Annotated in this window: 10 protein-coding genes; 9 read left to right on the top strand and 1 reads right to left on the bottom strand. The window is 75.0% G+C overall.

Features of this window, described 5'->3' with window-relative positions; genetic code table 11:
• From VE546_RS25695 to VE546_RS25655, 9 genes are all read left to right on the top strand, one after another.
• A partial coding sequence (locus VE546_RS25695) for a hypothetical protein (protein ID WP_324926379.1) occupies positions 1-289 on the top strand: 289 nt, incomplete at its 5' end.
• A gap of 492 nt (positions 290-781) precedes the next feature.
• Complete coding sequence (locus tag VE546_RS25690; RefSeq protein WP_324926377.1) at positions 782-1216, top strand: subtilase-type protease inhibitor; 435 nt, start codon at positions 782-784, stop codon at positions 1214-1216.
• Positions 1217-1621: 405 nt separating this feature from the next.
• Positions 1622-2764 carry an alkaline phosphatase PhoX gene (locus VE546_RS25685; protein WP_324926375.1) on the top strand — a complete coding sequence of 381 codons (1143 nt, stop codon included), beginning with the start codon at positions 1622-1624 and terminating at the stop codon, positions 2762-2764.
• Positions 2765-2898: 134 nt separating this feature from the next.
• Entirely contained in the window at positions 2899-3975 is a 1077-nt protein-coding gene (locus VE546_RS25680) for a phosphatidylinositol-specific phospholipase C domain-containing protein (RefSeq protein ID WP_414720587.1), read from the top strand.
• 73 nt (positions 3976-4048) lie between these two features.
• The gene (locus VE546_RS25675) at positions 4049-4696 is read left to right on the top strand and encodes a response regulator transcription factor (RefSeq protein WP_324926371.1); all 648 of its coding nucleotides are present in this window, start codon (positions 4049-4051) and stop codon (positions 4694-4696) included.
• A 53-nt stretch (positions 4697-4749) separates the two neighbouring features.
• Positions 4750-7872: an alpha-N-acetylglucosaminidase TIM-barrel domain-containing protein gene (locus VE546_RS25670; RefSeq protein WP_324926369.1), complete on the top strand. Its 3123-nt coding sequence runs from the start codon at positions 4750-4752 to the stop codon at positions 7870-7872.
• 70 nt (positions 7873-7942) lie between these two features.
• Positions 7943-9961 (top strand): hypothetical protein, encoded by a 2019-nt coding sequence (locus VE546_RS25665; protein WP_324926367.1) that lies wholly within the window; start codon positions 7943-7945, stop codon positions 9959-9961.
• 126 nt (positions 9962-10087) lie between these two features.
• Positions 10088-10837, top strand: a complete 750-nt coding sequence (locus tag VE546_RS25660; protein ID WP_324926365.1) for a TetR/AcrR family transcriptional regulator — start codon at positions 10088-10090, stop codon at positions 10835-10837.
• Between the two features lie 13 nt (positions 10838-10850).
• Entirely contained in the window at positions 10851-11663 is an 813-nt protein-coding gene (locus tag VE546_RS25655) for a DUF4253 domain-containing protein (RefSeq protein ID WP_324926363.1), read from the top strand.
• 113 nt (positions 11664-11776) lie between these two features.
• Here VE546_RS25655 and pulA read toward each other — a convergent pair whose 3' ends face one another.
• A complete protein-coding gene (gene pulA, locus VE546_RS25650) occupies positions 11777-17179 on the bottom strand; it encodes a pullulanase-type alpha-1,6-glucosidase (protein WP_414720585.1) in 5403 nt (1800 codons plus the stop codon).
• Positions 17180-17227 lie beyond the last annotated feature (48 nt).

Below are 17227 nucleotides of genomic sequence, written 5' to 3'. Positions count from 1 at the left end.
GGGCTGGTACCGGCTGTGCTGGACCGTCCGCCGCCGGGAGCCGATGGTGCCGGGGGTGGCGTACGGGGTGCTGGTCGGGCAGGACGTGCCCGCGATGCTGCGCGGGATGCGCGGCTGCCTGTCGCCGCTGGCCTACCACGACCCGGCCCGGGTCCGGGCACTGGCCGACACCTCCGGCGGCTGGCGGTACGAGACACCTGCCCTGACCGTGCACACCCACCGCCTCGCCGGCCGCGCCGACTGGACGCCGCTGTTCGGCTGCCCGCTGCGGGAGGGGGAGCGGGCGTGATGTCCCACCGCCGGCGCCGCGGGCGCCTGGAGTCGTGCACCTGGACGGCCGTCCTGGTCACCGCCTCGGCCGTCGCCCTGGTCCTGCTCCTCCACGCCACCCACCGAACCGGATGACCGCACACGTCCGGGCGAGAGGGCGCGCCGCCCTCCCGCCCGGACGGCCCGTGCCCGTGCCCGGGCTCCGGGCGGGGCCGCGTACCAGAGCGGGCGGGAAGGCGGTGTTTTCCGGTCGAGTCGGGGTGATCGGGCGAGTCCGCCGTGGGGCGGAGCCGCAGATCGACGGCGTGTCATATGCCCGCCCGTCCGCCTTCGACTCCGCTTCGGGCGGTGCAGCAAAGCGGTCTTAACATCCCTCAAGTGCCCAAATGGCTTCGAAACCGGTAAAGCATTACAGAAGGTGACCGGAACCGATCGTTCAGATGTGTGTCCTTTTTAGCCTAGGCAACGCGTTCGTTCGGAACCTGACACATCGAGCCAAGGAGTGTTCGACATGCGGTACGCCACCAAGGGACTCGGGTTAAGCGCCGCGCTGGCCGCCGCCTTCCTGGCGGGTACGGCGGCCACCGCGACCGCCGCCCCCGCCGAGCCCGACGGTCTGTACGCGCCCTCGAACCTGGTGCTCACCATCGGTGAGGGCGAGGACCCGTCGCTGGCCACCGTGCAGCGCAGCGCCGTGCTGAGCTGCTCGCCGACCTCCGACGGCAGCCACCCCGAGCCCGGCAAGGCGTGCGCGGAACTGCGGTCCGTGGACGGTGACATCGCCTCGCTGGTCAACACCGACAACGACGGGGTCTGCCCGATGATCTGGGACCCGATCGTGGTCACCGCCGAGGGCGTCTGGGAGGGACGCAAGGTGTCGTACGCGCACACCTTCCCCAACGCCTGCGTCATGGAGAACTCCACGGGCGCGCTCTTCTCCTTCTGAGCCGCCTGAGCGCACCGGTTCCGGCCCCGGACACCCGCACGGTGTCCGGGGCCGACGCATCGGTTCCCTCCCGGTCCTCGTCGACGCGCTCCCCGGCCCGTCAACGCACTCCCCGGAGAGTGTGCTCTTCGCCGTCGGCACCCGCCCCAGGCGTGCGCCGCGGCACGCCGGAGTTCCGGCGAGCCGGCCCGGTCCGCCTCGCGGCCGTCCTCTCCTCCGGTGCGCGTCCGCCGGGCGGGATGCCGCGCCGCCGGGCGGCCGGCCCGGTCCTGGTCGCCCTCAGGCCCCGGTCTCCCCTCCGCCCGACACGGCAGTTCACCGGATCTTCTCCCCCGCCTCCCTTCTGCGGGCACCCGGGGCGCGGGATGGTGACGTGTACACGTCCTTTCTAGCCCGGGAGACCGCATGCAGCGACGCACCTTCCTCAGAACCGCCTCCGTCGGCGCGGGCGCCGTCGCCTTCTCCGGCGCCCTGTGGCAGGGGGCCGCCACCGCGGCGGGCACGGCCGCCGGGGTGAGCCCGTACGGTCCGCTGCGGACGCCCGACGCCAACGGGGTGGCGCTGCCGGAGGGATTCCGCAGCCGGATCGTGGCCCGGTCCAGCCTCCCGGTGGGCGGCATCCTGTGGCATCCGGCGCCCGACGGCGGGGCCTGCTACCCGGACGGCGACGGCTGGATCTACGTCTCCAACTCCGAGGTTCCCCTCGTCGGCGGTGCCTCGGCCATCCGCTTCCGCGCCGACGGCTCGATCGACCGCGCGTACCGCGTCCTGGACGGGACCAGCCTCAACTGCGCGGGCGGGGCGACGCCGTGGCGGACCTGGCTGTCGTGCGAGGAGATCTACCGCGGCCGGGTCTTCGAGACCGACCCGTACGGCAGGCGCGACGCGGTCGCCCACCCCGCGATGGGCCGCTTCAAGCACGAGGCCGCCGCCTGCGACCCGGACCGGCGCGTGGTCTACCTGACCGAGGACGAGTCGGACGGCTGCTTCTACCGCTACACCCCGGAGGTCTGGGGCGACCTGTCCCGGGGGCGGCTGGAGGTGCTGTGCGAGTCGGCGGGCGGCGGCGTGGAGTGGCGGCCGGTTCCGGACCCGTCGGCGCCGGTGTTCGGCACGCAGACCCGTCATCAGGTGGGCGCGGCACGCCACTTCGACGGCGGCGAGGGCTGCCACTACGCGAACGGCGTCTGCTGGTTCACCACCAAGGGCGACAACCGGGTGTGGGCGTACGACGCCGAGCGGCGGGAACTGTCGGTGGCGTACGACGCGGACTCCCCGCTGGACGGCGTGGACAACATCACCGGCACCCCCTCCGGCGACCTGTACGTCGCGGAGGACGGCGGCAACATGGAGATCAACGTCATCACGCCCGAGGGCGTGGTGGCCCCGGTGATCCGGCTCGACGGGCACGGCGACTCCGAGATCACCGGTCCGGCCTTCTCGCCCGACGGCTCCCGCCTGTACTTCTCCTCCCAGCGCGGCACCCTCGGCGACCCGGCCGGGCTGGGCGGCATGACCTTCGAGGTGTCGGGGCCCTTCCGGCGCTGACCGCGCCGGCCGGGGCCGGGCGTTCCCCGCCCGGCCCCGGCCGTTTCCCTTCCCGTCATGCGCGCACCCTCCCCGCGCCGCCCCAACTCCCTTACTGTGAGCGCGTTTTGACCCCCACAGCGAAGGCGGAGCAGATGGCACGGGTGCGGACGGAACGGCGGAAGCGGCAGCGGAGCAGAGTGGTGTCGGCGGCGGCCGGGGCGGGCCTGGCGCTGCTGGCCGCGGTGGCGGCGGCGCCGCCCGCGGGCGCGGCGGACCCCGGGTCGCTGCCGTACTCCGCCACCACCGGCGTGGGCGTGCACAACGCCTACGAGAAGAGCAAGTACCCCTACCTCGCCGACGCCCTGGACTCCGGCGCCGCGCTGCTGGAGCTGGACGTGTGGACCAACTTCTCCGGCGGCACCTGGCGCGTGTCGCACGAGAACCCGCTGGGCAACGACAACAACTGCGTCAACGCCTCCACCGCCGCCGAGCTGCGTGCCAAGTCCCGCAACCAGAGCCTGGCCGGGTGCCTGGCCGACCTGCGGGCCTGGCACGACGCCCACCCCGGGCACCGGCCGATCCTGATCAAGATCGAGATGAAGGACGGGTTCGCGGCCAACCTCGGACGCGGTCCGGCGCAGTTCGACGCCCTGGTCACGGGAAAGCTCGGCGACGCCCTCTACCGGCCCGCCGACCTCGCCGCCGGTCACGCCACGCTCGACGAGGCCGTACGGGCGAAGGGCTGGCCGACCCGGAACGCGCTGGCGGGGAAGTTCCTGATCCACCTCATCCCCGGCACGGTCGAGGAGTCCAACCCCTTCGACTCGCTGTGGACCGACCGCGAGTACGCCACCCACCTGCGCGACCTGGCCGCCGCCGGGCGGCTGGGCAGCGCCGCCGCCTTCCCCGCCGTGCACCGCGCCGAGGCGGGCGACCCGCGCACCGCCCGCTACTCCGACGCCTCCATCCGGCCGTGGTTCGTGGTCTTCGACGGCGACGCCTCGGCGTACGTCGGCGGCGGCATCGACACCGGCTGGTACGCCGGGCGGAACTACCTGCTGGTCATGACCGACGCCCACAACGTGGCCCCCGCCATCAGCGCCACCCACCCGACGGAGGCTCAGGCGCTGGGCCGGGTGGCGGACCTGGCGGCCCGGCGGGCGAACCTCGTCACCTCCGACTGGTACCCGCTGCCGTCCGTGCTCTCCACCGTTCTCCCGCGGGGCTGACGGACCTAGGGTGTGAGCGGCGGCGCCCCGGGCGGGCGCCGCCGACCGCCCACAGGGAGCACCGGGAGCCGCCGTGCGTGTTGTCCTCGCCGAAGACCTGTTTCTGCTGCGCGACGGCCTGGTAAGGCTGCTGGAGGCGTACGACTTCGAGATCGCGGCGGCGGTGGACAACGGCCCGGAGCTGAGCAGGGCACTGGCCGACCTGGACCCGGACGTCGCGGTCGTGGACGTCCGGCTCCCGCCGTCGTTCACCGACGAGGGCCTGCAGTGCGCACTGCGGGCCCGCCGTGAACGGCCGGGACTGCCGGTACTGGTCCTCTCCCAGCACGTCGAGCAGCTCTACGCGCGTGAGCTGCTCGCCGACGGCAGCGGCGGAGTCGGCTACCTGCTGAAGGACCGGGTCTTCGACGCGGACCAGTTCGTCGACGCCGTGCGCCGGGTCGCCGCGGGCGGCACGGCCATGGACCCGCAGGTGATCCGGCAACTGTTGACGCGGCGGGAGAAGGACCGGCCGATGAGCCGCCTCACACCGCGCGAGAAGGAGGTCATGGAATTGATGGCTCAGGGCCGGTCGAACACGGCCATCGCGGCGCAGTTGACGATCACCGAACGCGCGGTGGCCAAGCACACCTCCAACATCTTCGGCAAGCTCGGGCTGCCGCCGTCCGACGACGACAACCGCCGGGTCCTGGCCGTCCTCGCCTACCTGGACCAGGGGTGAGCCCCCGGACGGCCCTCCCCCGCGGCGACCGGGGAGGAACGGGCGCGCCGGGGATGTCCCGGCGCGCCGTGCTGGGTGCCGGGACCGTGGCGGCGGGGCTGGCCACGGCCGTCGGCCCGGGCCTGACGCCGGCCGGGAGCGCCGCCGCCGCGCCGCGCCGCCCCCGCGCCGAGTCCGCCGTCGAGCCCGCCCGCGCGGCGCTGCGCCGACTGCTGCCCGGCCACGCCGCGCAGTTCCACCTGACCGCGCTGGACGCCCGGGGCGGGCCGGAGCGCTTCCGGGTGACCGGGACCGAGGGGCGGATCGAGGTGGCCGGGACGTCCCCGGCCGTCCTGCTCACCGGGGTCCACTGGTACCTCAAGGAGGTCTGCGGGGCGCACGTCTCCTGGGCGGGCAGCCAGCTCGACCTGCCCGCCGCCCTGCCCGCCCCCGCCCGTCCCCTGGAGCGCTCCACCACCCTGCCCAACCGCTTCGCGCTCAACGACACCAACGACGGCTACACCCACCCGTACGCCGACTGGCCGTACTGGGAGCGCCTGATCGACGTCCTGGCGCTGCACGGTTGCAACCAGGTGCTGGTCATCGCCGGGCACGAGGCCGTCTACCACCGGGTGCTGACGGAGTTCGGCTACTCGGACGCCGAGGCGCGCCGCTGGCTGCCCGCGCCCTCCCACCAGCCGTGGTGGCTGCTGCAGAACCTCAGCGGCTACGGCGGCCCGCTCAGCCGGGAGCTGATCGACAGGCGCGCCGAGCTGGGCCGGCGCATCACGGCCCGGCTGCGGGAGCTGGGCATGCACCCGGTGCTGCCCGGCTACTACGGGACGGTGCCCCGGGACTTCGCCGCGCGCAACCCCGGCGCCCGCACCGTCCCGCAGGGCACCTGGCACGGCTTCGAGCGGCCCGACTGGCTCGACCCGCGCACCGACGCCTTCGGCAAGGTCGCCGCCGCCTTCTACCGGCACCAGAAGGCGCTGTTCGGCCAGGCGCGGCACTTCAAGATGGACCTGCTGCACGAGGGCGGGAGCGCCGGCGACGTGCCGGTGGCGGACGCCGCGCGGGGCGTGGAGGCCGCGCTGCAGAAGGCCCACCCGGGGGCGACCTGGGTGATCCTGGGCTGGCAGGACAACCCGCGGCGCGAGCTGGTGGACGCCGTGGACAAGCGGCGCATGCTCATCGTCGACGGCATCTCCGAGCGCACCGAGACCGTCTCCGACCGCGAGGCCGACTGGAACTCCACCCCCTACTGCTTCGGCACCATCCCCAACTTCGGCGGCCGTACCCTGCTGGGCGCCAGGACCCACGTGTGGAACGAGCGCTTCTACGCCTGGCGCGACAAGCCCGGCAGCGCCCTGGTGGGCACCGCGTACATGCCGGAGTCCGCCGACCGCGATCCGGCCGCCTTCGACTTCTTCTCCGAACTGGCCTGGCGCGAGGGACCGGTGGACCTGCCGGCGTGGTTCGCGCGGTACGCCGGGTACCGCTACGGCGGCGCCGACCCCGGCGCGCGGAAGGCCTGGCGGGCGCTGCACGACACCGCCTACCGGCACCGCGCCAGGCTGTACGGCTTCCCCCACGACAGCCTGTTCGCCGCCCGCCCCGACCTGTCCGCCACCCGGGCCGGGCAGTACGGCCCCACCGAGTTGGCCTACGACCCGGCGCGCTTCGACGCCGCGCTGGAGGGACTGCTGGCGGTGGCCGGCTCCCTGCGCGGCAGCGACGCCTACCGCCACGACCTGGTGGACGTCGCCCGGCAGGCCCTGGCCAACCGCAGCCGCCGGCTCCTCCCCCAGCTCCGCGACGCCTACGGGCGCGGCGACCGGAACGCCTTCCGGGAGCTGTCGGCGCTGTGGCTGCGGCTGATGACGCTGGCCGACGAGGTGGCCGGCACCCACCGGCAGTTCCTGCTGGGCCCGTGGACGGACGCGGCCCGCCGCATGGCCACCTCCCCGGCCGAGGCGGCGGAGCTGGAGCGCACCGCCCGGGTGCTGCTGACGGTGTGGGACGGACGCACCGTCTCCGACGCCGGGCGGCTGCACGACTACGCCAACCGCGACTGGCACGGCCTGATGGGCGACTTCTACCTGATGCGCTGGCGGCTGCTGCTGGACGAGCTGGACGCCGCCCTGGCCGCCGGGCGGAAGCCGGAGCCGATCGACTGGTACGCGGTCGAGGAGCCCTGGACCAGGGAGCGGAAGGAGTACCCGCTGCGGCCGGTGGGCGATCCGTACGCCACCGCCGTCCGGGTCCGCGACGCGCTCGCCCGCGCGCCCTACCAGGGCGGGCTGGAGGCGGCCCTGTCGCCCGGGGCGCTGACGCCGGGCGAGAGCGGGCTGCTGACGGCCACCTTCACCAACACCAACGGGCTGCGCGCCACCGGTCCGGTGGAGCTGGCCCTGTCCGGCCCGTCCGGCGCCACCGCGGCGCCGCAGGACCCCACCACCGCGTCCAGCGTCCCGGCGGGCGGGCGGCTGCGGGTCCGCTGGCGGGTGACCGCGCCCGACGGGCCGCTCACCCGGCCGCTGCGGCGGCTGCCGTACACCCTGACGGCGCGGTACGCGGCCGAGGGCGGGCGCCGGGTGCGGGCGGTGCACACCGGCGGGCTGTTCCTGGCCGGCCCGCTGGGGCAGGGGCTGCGCACGGTCACCACCAACGGCGCGGTCTTCGGCCGGCTGGGCGAGGCGTACGCCGTCCACGGCGGGGGCGCGGACCTGTGGCGGGGCACCGCGGAGTTCGGCGCCCTGTACCGGCCGGGCGGGCTCGGCGAGCGGGGCACGGTGACCGTGCGGGTCGTCTCCCAGGCGGAGACCGGGCCGTGGGCGCGGGCCGGGATCTTCGTCCGGAACGCGCTGGCGCGGGCGGACTCCCCCGGCTTCCTCAACCTGTCGGTGACCCCGGCCAACGGGGTGGTGCTGTCGTACGACTCCGACGGCGACGGCACGCTGGACGCCTACCGCCGGATCACCGGGGTGAAGGCCCCGGTGCTGCTGCGGCTGCGGCGCTCGGGCGCCGAGTACACCGGCGAGCTGTCCACGGACGGCGGCAAGAGCTGGCGGGCGGTGGCGACCGTGCGGGTGCCGGGGGCGGCCGGGCGGCAGGACGTCGGGCTCGGCATGACGGCGGCCGACGGCGGCGGCGGGCGCGGCACGGTGGAGTTCTCCGGGTGGCGCGTGGAGTGAGCGGCGGGCGGCACCCCGGGCAGTGGCCAACGGTGGGTGACCGGGCGGGAGTCCACTCGTTCAGCCCAACGTGGCTCTGAAGGATGTGACCTCCCCCCACCCTGCTCCCCCGCCGTCCCCGTCCGGTCCCGTCGACGCCGAGCGGGCCGAGGCCGCGCTCGTCGAGCACTATCCGCGCCTGGTGCGCCTGGCGTACCTGGTCCTGCCGCCCTCGCTGGGGCGGCACCGCCGGGTGCTGGCCGCGCACGCCGTGGTCCAGCGCTCGCTGCCGCGCGGGCGGGACGCGCAGAAGGTCCCCGCTCCGGCGGGCCGCGCGCCCGATCCCGCGTACGCCCTGCTGCGGCTGCGGGTGCTGCGCGCCGCGCTGCGGGCCGACCGGCCGTGGTGGCGCCCGTCCGTACCGCCGCCGCTGCCGCGGGTGCTGGGCCTGCGGCTGTTCCCCCGGTCCGGCGGCGCCGACGAACTCGCCCTGGACCAGGCGCTGTCCGCGGTGCCGGCGGCGGCGCGGGCGGCGTACGTGCTGCGCCGCCTGGAGGGGCTGGCGGACGAGGACGCCGCGCGGCTGCTGGCGGCGGCCGGGGCGGCCGACGCGCGGGCGGCGCTGGCGGAGGCGGACGGGGTGCGGACGCCGGCCGGGAGCCGGGACCGGTCGCTGCTGGAGTCGGCGGAGTTCGACGCGTGCTCGCTCCAGGCCCGGCCCACCGACCTGGTGCGGCGCCGCCAGCACGTGCGGGCCGCGGCCGTGGCCGGGTGCGCGCTGGCGGTGTGCGGGCTGCTGCTGGGCCTGCCGGGCGACGGCTGGGGGCCGGACGGCGCGGCGGCCCCGGCGTACGCCCGCAACCCGGCGGCGGAACGGGCCCTGGACCCCGGGCGGCTGACGCGGGTGGGGTCCGGGGAGTGGCGGCGGTCGGCGCGCACCGACTTCTCCGTCTGGCCCGCCCGGGGCGGGCGCACCGGCGACACCGCGCTGCTGCGGCGGGCGCTGGCGGTGTGGGCGCGGCCGGGCCGGACGGTGCGGGTGTCCGCGACGCCGGGCACCCCGTCCGGCCCGGCCGCCGGCCCGGCGCACCTGCTGTACGCGGGCGAGGTGGACGGCGCCTCGGTGGTGGTGCTGTACGACGGGCTGCGGGTGGTGCGCTACGCCGAGCCGGCCGGTGCGGAGCGGGGGCCGGTCGCCCTGGACTTCGCGCGGACGGACGGCGCCGACGCGGCGTCCGCGGGCGCGCTGGTGGTCACCCGCACCCGGAGCGGCGCCCGCTACCTGCTGGCGCCGTGGATCACGGACGCCTCGGTCGTCGACCTGCTCGACCCCACCGACGCGGGACGGCCGGTGGAGCGGTCCGCCGACGGGCTGACCGGGCCGGTGACCGGGCCGCCGCTGGACGGCTCGTCGTGCGGCGCGTGGCCCGCGCTGCGGCTGGCGGCGGACGGGCGCGAGGGCGTGCCGGGCGGCCCGTACCTGCTGACCGACCTGGGCGAGCTGAGCCCGGCCCGGCTGACGTACGGCGCACCGGTCGGCGCACCGGAGAGCACGGCCGACGGCTCGACGGGCCGGACGGCGGCGGGCGGTACGGACGCGGGCGGTACGGCGGTGCGCGAGGCGGCGGACGAGGTCCGCACGGTGCTGGCCGGCACCGCCTGCCGGCTGCCGGAGCTGGCGGGCCGCGGCGTGCGGACGGTGAACGCCTGGCGGTTCGCCGAGCAGCGGCTGCCGGAGGGCGGGGGCCTGGCGCGGTGGGTGTGCGTCCGGGCGGACACCTGGCGGGGCGCCGGCTCGCAGGTGCTGGTCCGGTTCCAGACCCCGGAGGAGCGGCCGGGCGCGGCCGGTGCGGTGGCGGCCCGGGCCGCGGACAGCCCGGCGTGCGGGCAGCGGGAGGCGCGGGTGCTGGGCGGGGTGCTGTGGAAGTCCCCGTCGGGCGCCTGGTACCTGCTCGCCGCGGGCAGCGAGGACGTCGTGTCGATCACCGCGACCGGCGGGGTGACGTACAGCGCGGCGGGCCGCACCCTCGCCGTGCCGGTGGCGGAGGGCACCCGGGCCGAGCTGTCCGCCGGGCTGGTGGACGGCGGGCGACTGGCCGCCCTCCACTGATTCCGCACCGATCCTGCACCGGTCCCGCACCGGTCGCACGCTGACCTGCTCCGGTTCACTCCCGCGGGCCGCGAGCGCCGGGTCACGCGCCGTCCGGCGCTCCCCGGCGCTCGCTAGGGTGTTCCCATGACCACCGGGGTACGCCGCAGGATGGGTGTCGAGGAACGTCGGCAGCAACTGCTCGACGTCGCACTGAGGTTATTCAGCGACCGTTCTCCCCAGGACGTGTCGATCGACGACATCGCCACCGCGGCCGGGATATCCCGGCCGCTGGTCTACCACTACTTTCCCGGCAAGTACAGCCTCTACGAGGCCGCCGTGCGGCGGGCCGCGGACGAGCTGTCGGCCCGCTTCGCCGTCCCGCGCGAGGGACCGTTCAGCTCGCGCCTGCTGCTGGTGATGGGCCGTTACTTCGACTTCGTCGAGGAGCACGCCACCGGCTTCTCGGCCCTGCTGCGCGGCGGTTCGGCCGTCGGCTCGGCGCGGGCCAGCGCCGTGATCGACGAGGTGCGGCAGGCGGCGTACGAGCAGCTCCTGGCCCATCTGGAACTCCCCGAACCCGGCCCGCGCATGACCCTGGTGATCCGCTCCTGGGTCGGCGTCGCCGAGACCACGGCGCTGACCTGGCTGGCGGAGCGCTCGATTCCGCGGCGGGAGCTGGAGCGGCAGCTCGTCCACGACCTGCTGGCCCTGACGGCGGTGACGGCCGCGTTCGACGAGGAGACGGCCCGGGTGTTCCGCCGCGTCGTCGAACGGGAGCCCGCGGACGGCCCGTTCGGGGAGCTGATGGCGCGGCTGCTGCCGCTGCTGTCCGGCGCGGGCGGCGGCGGGACGGACGGCGGGGGAAGCGTTCCGGCGGACGGCGGCGCCCGGTAGCGTCGTCGGGGTGATGGCCGGAGCACGGGACCTGCGCTCACTGGTGGCCTCGGCGGACCTGCCGCCGGGCACCCTGATCGACCGCACGATGCTCGGGAGATGGCACGCGCCGCTGCTGTGGCGCGCCGACTCGCCCGCCGGGCCCGACGCCTGGGAGCGGATGCTCCCGGTGCGGGACGGCACCGGGCTGTGGCCCGTCCTGCTGGGCAGGGACGGCCGCGGCACCCGCGTGGAGGACGACCTGCTGCCGGGGGCGGTGCCCGGCGCCGACGGCGCCGAAGCCGCGGACGGGGCCGTGGACGCCGGGGACGTGCTGGCCCGGTGGTGGGCGGAGCACACCGCGCGCGGGCCGGCCGGGGACGCGGAGGCGCTGCGCCCGTACGGCGCCCGGTGGCCCGGCCCGGCGCCCCCCGCCGCGGAGGCGGGCGATCCCGACGCGGCGGCGGCCGGGGTGGCCCGTTCGCTGGTCGCCCACGGCACCCTGCGGGACCCGCGGATCGCCCTGGTCCCGGCGCGGCACAGCGGCGAGGTGCCCACCGCGATCGGCTGGACGGGCACGCTGGCGTGCGGCGACGGCGCCGCGCCGTTCGGCGCCGTGCTGCGGTCCTGGGAGGAGCGGTTCGGGATACGGGTGGTGGCGCTGGAGCTGGACGTGCTCCACCTGTCCGTGCCGTCGCCGCCGCGGGACCTGGCGGAGGCGCTGCCGCTGGCGGCCGAGCACTTCGCGTTCTGCCCCGCCGTGGTCCGGCAGGGGCCGGGGACGCTGGCGCGCTACGCGGAGAAGTGGCTGATCGGCCGGGACCACTGGTCGTTCTGGTGGGACTGACGCGGCTGCGAACCCGGAACGGCGGGCCCGGAACGACCGGCCCGGAACGACAGGACGGCGGGGCGGTCCCGGTCGTCCGGTCCCGCCCCGCCGTCCCACCGGGGTCGCCCGCCCTACCGGGCGGCGAACACCGCCACCGTGCGCGGCGGGACGGTGAAGGCGCCCCGGTCCGCGTCGAAGGCGGAGGTCTTCACCACCGCGTCGGCCCCGCGCGCCTGCACCGGGTGCAGGGCGTAGGAGGCGCCCGCGAGCGCGGCCACGGTCTGCGTCCGCCGCTCGGGGGTGGCGTTGAAGACGACCACCAGGTCGCGTCCGGCGTCCTTCAGGCGCATGGTGATCACGCCCGGGGTCTCGTCCTTCCCCGACAGCGGGAAGGACAGGGCCTGCTGGACCCCGGCCGCCGTGGCCTGGTCGAAGACCTTCTCGGTGGAGCGGATCGTCAGCAGGTCCCGGTAGGCGGCGGACGTCCCCTCGATCTCCTTGCAGGACGGGGAGAGCGCGGGTGCGGTGAGCAGCGGCCTGGCGTGCGGCCACTTGTCCCGGTTGTCCCAGGCCGGGGGCAGGCCGCGGCCGAAGCCGTTGCCGGCCCGGCAGTCCCAGTGGACGGCGTTGTACCAGTCGCCGGAGTCGTAGGAGTTGCGGTCCAGGGACTTGGAGCGCAGCAGGTCCGTGCCCGCCTGGCTGAGGACCGGCCCCTGGGAGAGGGCGGCGGTGGCCAGGGCGACGACCTGCATCCGGGCGCGGTCGGCGGCCGGGGTGTCCTTCGGCAGCTTGAACGCCAGGGCGTCGTAGAGGGTCTCGTTGTCGTGGGCGTCGGCGTAGGCGAGCGCGTCGCCGGGGGCGTCGGCGTACCCGGCCGGTGAGCCGTTGTAGTCGACCTGCGATCCCTGCACGGTGCGTCCGGAGGTGTCGGTGAAGGTGTAGGCGGCGAGGTTGCCGCTGAGCCCGACCTTGATCAGGTCCTGGTAGTGCAGCAGCCGCCTGCGCTGCTCCTCGCGGTCGCCGTTGGCGGGCGAGGGGTTGGGGTCGGTGTACAGGCCGCTGGCGAAGCCCTGGACGCCGGGGTCGGCGTCGAAGGGGCCGCCGCCGCGCACCGCGTCGCGGGCCCGGTCGGAGAAGGTGGCGATGCCGGTGCCGGCCATGTTCTTCTGGGTGGCCTGGACGAAGCGGGCGTCGCCGGCGACCTCGCCGAAGTCCCAGCCCTCGCCGTAGAGGACGATGCTCTTCCCGTCGACGCCGTCCTTCTCGACGGTGAGGGAGTCCAGCGCCTCGCGGACGGCCAGGATGTTGGCCTTGGGGTGGTGGCCCATCAGGTCGAAGCGGAAGCCGTCCACCTTGTACCGCTTGGCCCAGGTGACGATGGAGTCCACCGTGAGCTTGCCCATCATGGTGTTCTCGGGCGCGGTGTTGGCGCAGCAGGTGGAGGTGGCGACGGTGCCGTCCTCCAGCAGCCGGTGGTAGTAGCCGGGCACGATCTTGTCCAGGACGGACTTCTCGTGCTGGCCGGCGGCCATGGTGTGGTTGTAGACCACGTCGAGGACGACCCGCAGTCCGGCCTCGTTGAGGCCCTGGACCATCTTCCGGTACTCGACGGTGCGGGTGGTGCCCTCCGGGTCGGTGGCGTACGAGCCCTCGGGCACGGTGTAGTGCAGCGGGTCGTAGCCCCAGTTGTAGGCGTCCTTGTCGCGGACCGCGCCGACGCACTCCTGCTGCCGCTCGGAGTCGGCGGGCAGGGCCGCCAGGTCGCAGCCGGGTTCGGCGCGGTCGGCGGCGCGCTCGGGGATGGAGGCGATGTCGAACGAGGGCAGCAGGTGGACGTGGGTGGTGCCCGCGTCCGCCAGCTTCCGCAGGTGCTTCATGCCGTCGGAGGAGTCCTCGGTGAAGGCCAGGTAGCCGCCGCGGTGCTCCGTGCGCACGGTGGGGTCGGCGACGGAGAAGTCGCGGATGTGCAGTTCCTGGATGCGGGCGTCGCGCAGCGGCACCGCCTTGGGCTTCTTCAGCTCCTTCCAGCCCTTGGGAGCGAGCCCGGGGTCGGCCAGGTCCACCACCAGGCTCTGCCGGGAGTCGGTGGTCAGGGCGGTGGAGTAGGGGTCGGTGACGGTGTTGGTGACCACCTTCCGCACCGAGGGCGCCCAGACGGTGACCCGGTAGCGGTACGGCTTGCCCCGCCAGCTCCGGTCGCCGGTCGCGCTCCACACGCCGGTGGCCTCGTCGCGCCGCATCGGCACGGTGCGGCCGTCCAGGTCGAGGGCGACCCGCTGGGCGGTGGGCGCCCAGACCGACAGGGTCGGACGGCCCCCGGCGTCGAAGACCGGGCCGAGGTCGGCCCCGGCGGCCTTCCGTCCGTAGAGGTCGTCCAGCACGCCGGCGATCTGCACGCCGGTCGCCGCCAGCAGCGCGCCGTCGGCGTTGCGCCCGGTGGCGATGAGCTGGCCGCGCAGGGCGGTGCGCACCCGGTCGCGGTCGCGGGCGTCGACGGTGAAGACGGCGTGGTCCTTCAGGTGCGGGTACTTCTTCTTCTGCTCCTCGGTCAGTCCGCCGGGGACGGGGTTCAGCCGCAGCCAGCGGCCCTCGTGGGTGAGGGCGCCGTCCTTGACCTCGATGGTGCCCTCGGTGTCGTAGACGAGCTGCCGACTGGCGGCGCCGGTGCCGCCCGTCTTCCAGGCGACGGTGTCGCGGTCGATCCACTGGGCCTCGGCCTTGGCCGGGTCCAGGTCGGGGGCGCTGCCGGTGGTGGGCAGCAGGAGGCCGGGGGTGGCCGACAGCTTCCACACCTCGCGTCCGTGGGTGGCGAAGTCCAGCGACTGGTCGGCGGCCTCGTCCTTCTGGTCGCCCCGGTGGATGATGTAGCTCAGCGAGGTGGCGCCCTCGGCGAGGGGCACCTCGAAGGTGACGCCGAAGGCGTCCCGTCCGGTGGGCATCAGCGGCGCGGACCAGTCGGTGGGCTCGGCGGCGCCGGTCCAGGTGTGCAGGCCCCAGCCGTCGTAGTCGCCGTCCGGGCGGTGGTAGTGGAGGACCGCCTTCTTCCCGTCCTGCGGCGGGTAGACGCCCTCGGGCCGTTCGGTCAGGATCCCGTCCTCGCCCTGCTCGATCCACACCTCGCCGGTCCTCGCCAGGTCGATGGTGCGCTCGGGCCCGTCGGTGGTGCCGTCGTCCCCGGCGATGGTGAACGTCAGCCGGGACTGGCCGTCGGCGACCTTCAGCCAGGCGAAGGCACCGTAGGCGTCGCGGCCGGTGAAGGCGGCGGTGCGGTCGCCGGAGACCAGGCGGCGGCCGTCGTAGTCGCCGTCCGGGCGGTGGTAGTGGACGACGGCCCAGTCCCGCTCGACCGCCGAGGGCTTCTCCTCCGGCGGGGCCTGGCCGGCGGTGGAGGAGGCCAGGTCGCTCGCGGTGCGGCCCGCGCTGTCGACCACGACGGCCTTGTAGCGCAGCGGTGTGCCGGCCCTCACGTCCTTGCCCAGGTACTGGGTGACCTTGTAGGGGGCGTGGTCGGCGGTGCCGAGGGTCTGCCACTTTCCGTTGCCCACCTGGGCGGCGAAGACGACGCGGTTGAGCCGGCCGCCGCCGACCCCGGCGGTGATCTCGACGGTGCCGGTGGCGCCCGCGGCGGGGGCCGTCAGCTCCACGGTGGGCCGGGCGGCCGGGGCGGGCAGGGGCTCGGCGGCCTTGAAGACCACGGTGGACAGGGCCGGGACGGTGACGGTCAGCTTCGCGTCGGTGCCGGTGCGCGCGGTGGCGTCGCCGCCGTGGAGCTGCCGGAAGGCGGTGTCCGGCGAGTCGGTGGGGACCTCGACGGTGCGGGCCTCCTCGCTGTTGTTGGCGGCGACGAGGTACTCGGTGCGGTCCTTCGGGTCGGTGCGGGAGAAGGCGTACACGCCCGGGCCGTCGCCTCCGGCCGTCGTGTCGACGTACCGCTCGGTCTGGACGCCGTCGCGCAGGGCGGGGTGCTCCCGGGTCAGCTTCGACAGCGCGGCGATGGACCGGTAGAGGGGGTGGCCGGTGTCGTACGCGTCCTGGGCGTGGGTGCGGTCGGTGCCGATCCGGTCGTTCTTCTCCGCGTCCAGGTAGGCGGCCGCCTTGGAGGCGAAGAGGGTCTGGCGGGCGTCCTGGTCGCCGCCGGCGCCGGTGAAGCCCTGTTCGTCGCCGTAGTAGACGACCGGGTTGCCGCGGGTGAGGAACATCAGCTCGTTGGCGAGCGTCGCCCGGCGCAGCAGTTCGGCGTCGCTAGCGCCGGGGTTGTCCTGGCGCAGGAAGGTGCCGATGCGGCCCATGTCGTGGTTGCCGGTGAAGGTGACCTGCTCGTACGCGTTGGACCGGCCGGTGGTGTAGCGGTGGTCCTGGGCGAACAGTTCGGAGAGCCTGGCGGCCGGTCCGCCGCGGGAGGCGTAGGAGCGGGCCGCCTCCTGGAAGCCGAAGTCGAGGGTGGCGTCGAGTTTGCCGCGGGTGACGTAGGGGGCCATCTGGGCGGGGTCGGAGGTGTAGACCTCGCCGAACATGAAGAAGTCCTCGCGGCCCCGCTGCGCGGCGTAGGCGTCCAGCGCGGTGGCCCACTGGGTCCAGAACTCCAGGTCGACGTGCTTGACCGTGTCGATGCGGAAGCCGTCGATGTCGAAGTCCCTGACCCACCGCTGGTAGATCTTCTCCATGCCCCGGACGACCTCGGGCCGCTCGGTCCACAGGTCGTCCAGGCCGTGGAAGTCGCCGTTCAGCGAGCTCTCCCCGGCGAAGGTGGAGTCACCGCGGTTGTGGTACATCGTCGGGTCGTTGAGCCAGGCCGGGACCTTGACGTCCTTCTCGGCGGCCGGGACGACCGGGGTGCGGGGGAAGGAGTCGCGGTCGACCTGCGGGAAGGTCTTCCCCGCCGCGTGGTCGGTGTCGTCGAAGGGCTCGCCGTCCCGGGTGAGGTAGGGGAAGGCGCCCTCGGAGAGGTAGGCGGAGGACTTCTCCTCGTGGCCCACGACGTCGGCGGTGTGGTTGGTGATGACGTCGAAGAAGACCTTCATGCCCTTGCGGTGGGCCTTGTCGATCAGCTCGCGCAGTTCGGCGTTGGTGCCGAAGTGCGGGTCGACGCGGGTGAAGTCGGTGATCCAGTAGCCGTGGTAGCCCGCTGAGGCGTTCTCGCCCTCGCCCTGTACGGGCTTGTTCTTGAAGATGGGCGCCATCCAGATGGCGGTGGTGCCCAGCCCCTTGACGTAGTCCAGCCTCTCGATCAGGCCCCTGAGGTCGCCGCCGTGGTAGAAGCCCTTGTGGGTGGGGTCGTGGCCGGTCGTCAGCCGGCCGCCGTCCAGCCCGCCGCGGTCGTTGGACCGGTCGCCGTTGGCGAAGCGGTCGGGCAGGACGAAGTAGAACTGCTCCCGCGTCAGGTCGTGCCGGGTGGGCTCGGCGGCCAGCTCGGCGTCGGACGGCGGCGGTGGCGGGGGCGCGGCCCCGGCGGGGGCCGCCGCGGTGATGAGCGTCGCGAGGAGTGCGGCCACGATGCTCACGGCCGTTCCTCTGCGCGCCAGGGGACCTGTCACGGGTCGCTCTCCTCGGATGCGGTGGGTGCTTGTCCGTGGGGGGTGCGG

Origin of the sequence: Streptomyces sp. (assembly GCF_035644915.1) — a bacterium.
Taxonomy (GTDB): domain Bacteria; phylum Actinomycetota; class Actinomycetes; order Streptomycetales; family Streptomycetaceae; genus Streptomyces.
The sequence above is the reverse complement of the archived record's forward strand: the minus strand, read 5'-3'. Positions and strand labels throughout refer to the sequence as shown.

Coding starts and splice junctions, on each gene's coding strand:
- VE546_RS25655 (WP_324926363.1), top strand. CDS start 10,851: ATGGCCGGAGCACGGGACCTGCGCTCACTGGTGGCCTCGGCGGACCTG.
- VE546_RS25660 (WP_324926365.1), top strand. CDS start 10,088: ATGACCACCGGGGTACGCCGCAGGATGGGTGTCGAGGAACGTCGGCAG.
- VE546_RS25685 (WP_324926375.1), top strand. CDS start 1,622: ATGCAGCGACGCACCTTCCTCAGAACCGCCTCCGTCGGCGCGGGCGCC.
- VE546_RS25680 (WP_414720587.1), top strand. CDS start 2,899: ATGGCACGGGTGCGGACGGAACGGCGGAAGCGGCAGCGGAGCAGAGTG.
- VE546_RS25670 (WP_324926369.1), top strand. CDS start 4,750: ATGTCCCGGCGCGCCGTGCTGGGTGCCGGGACCGTGGCGGCGGGGCTG.
- VE546_RS25690 (WP_324926377.1), top strand. CDS start 782: ATGCGGTACGCCACCAAGGGACTCGGGTTAAGCGCCGCGCTGGCCGCC.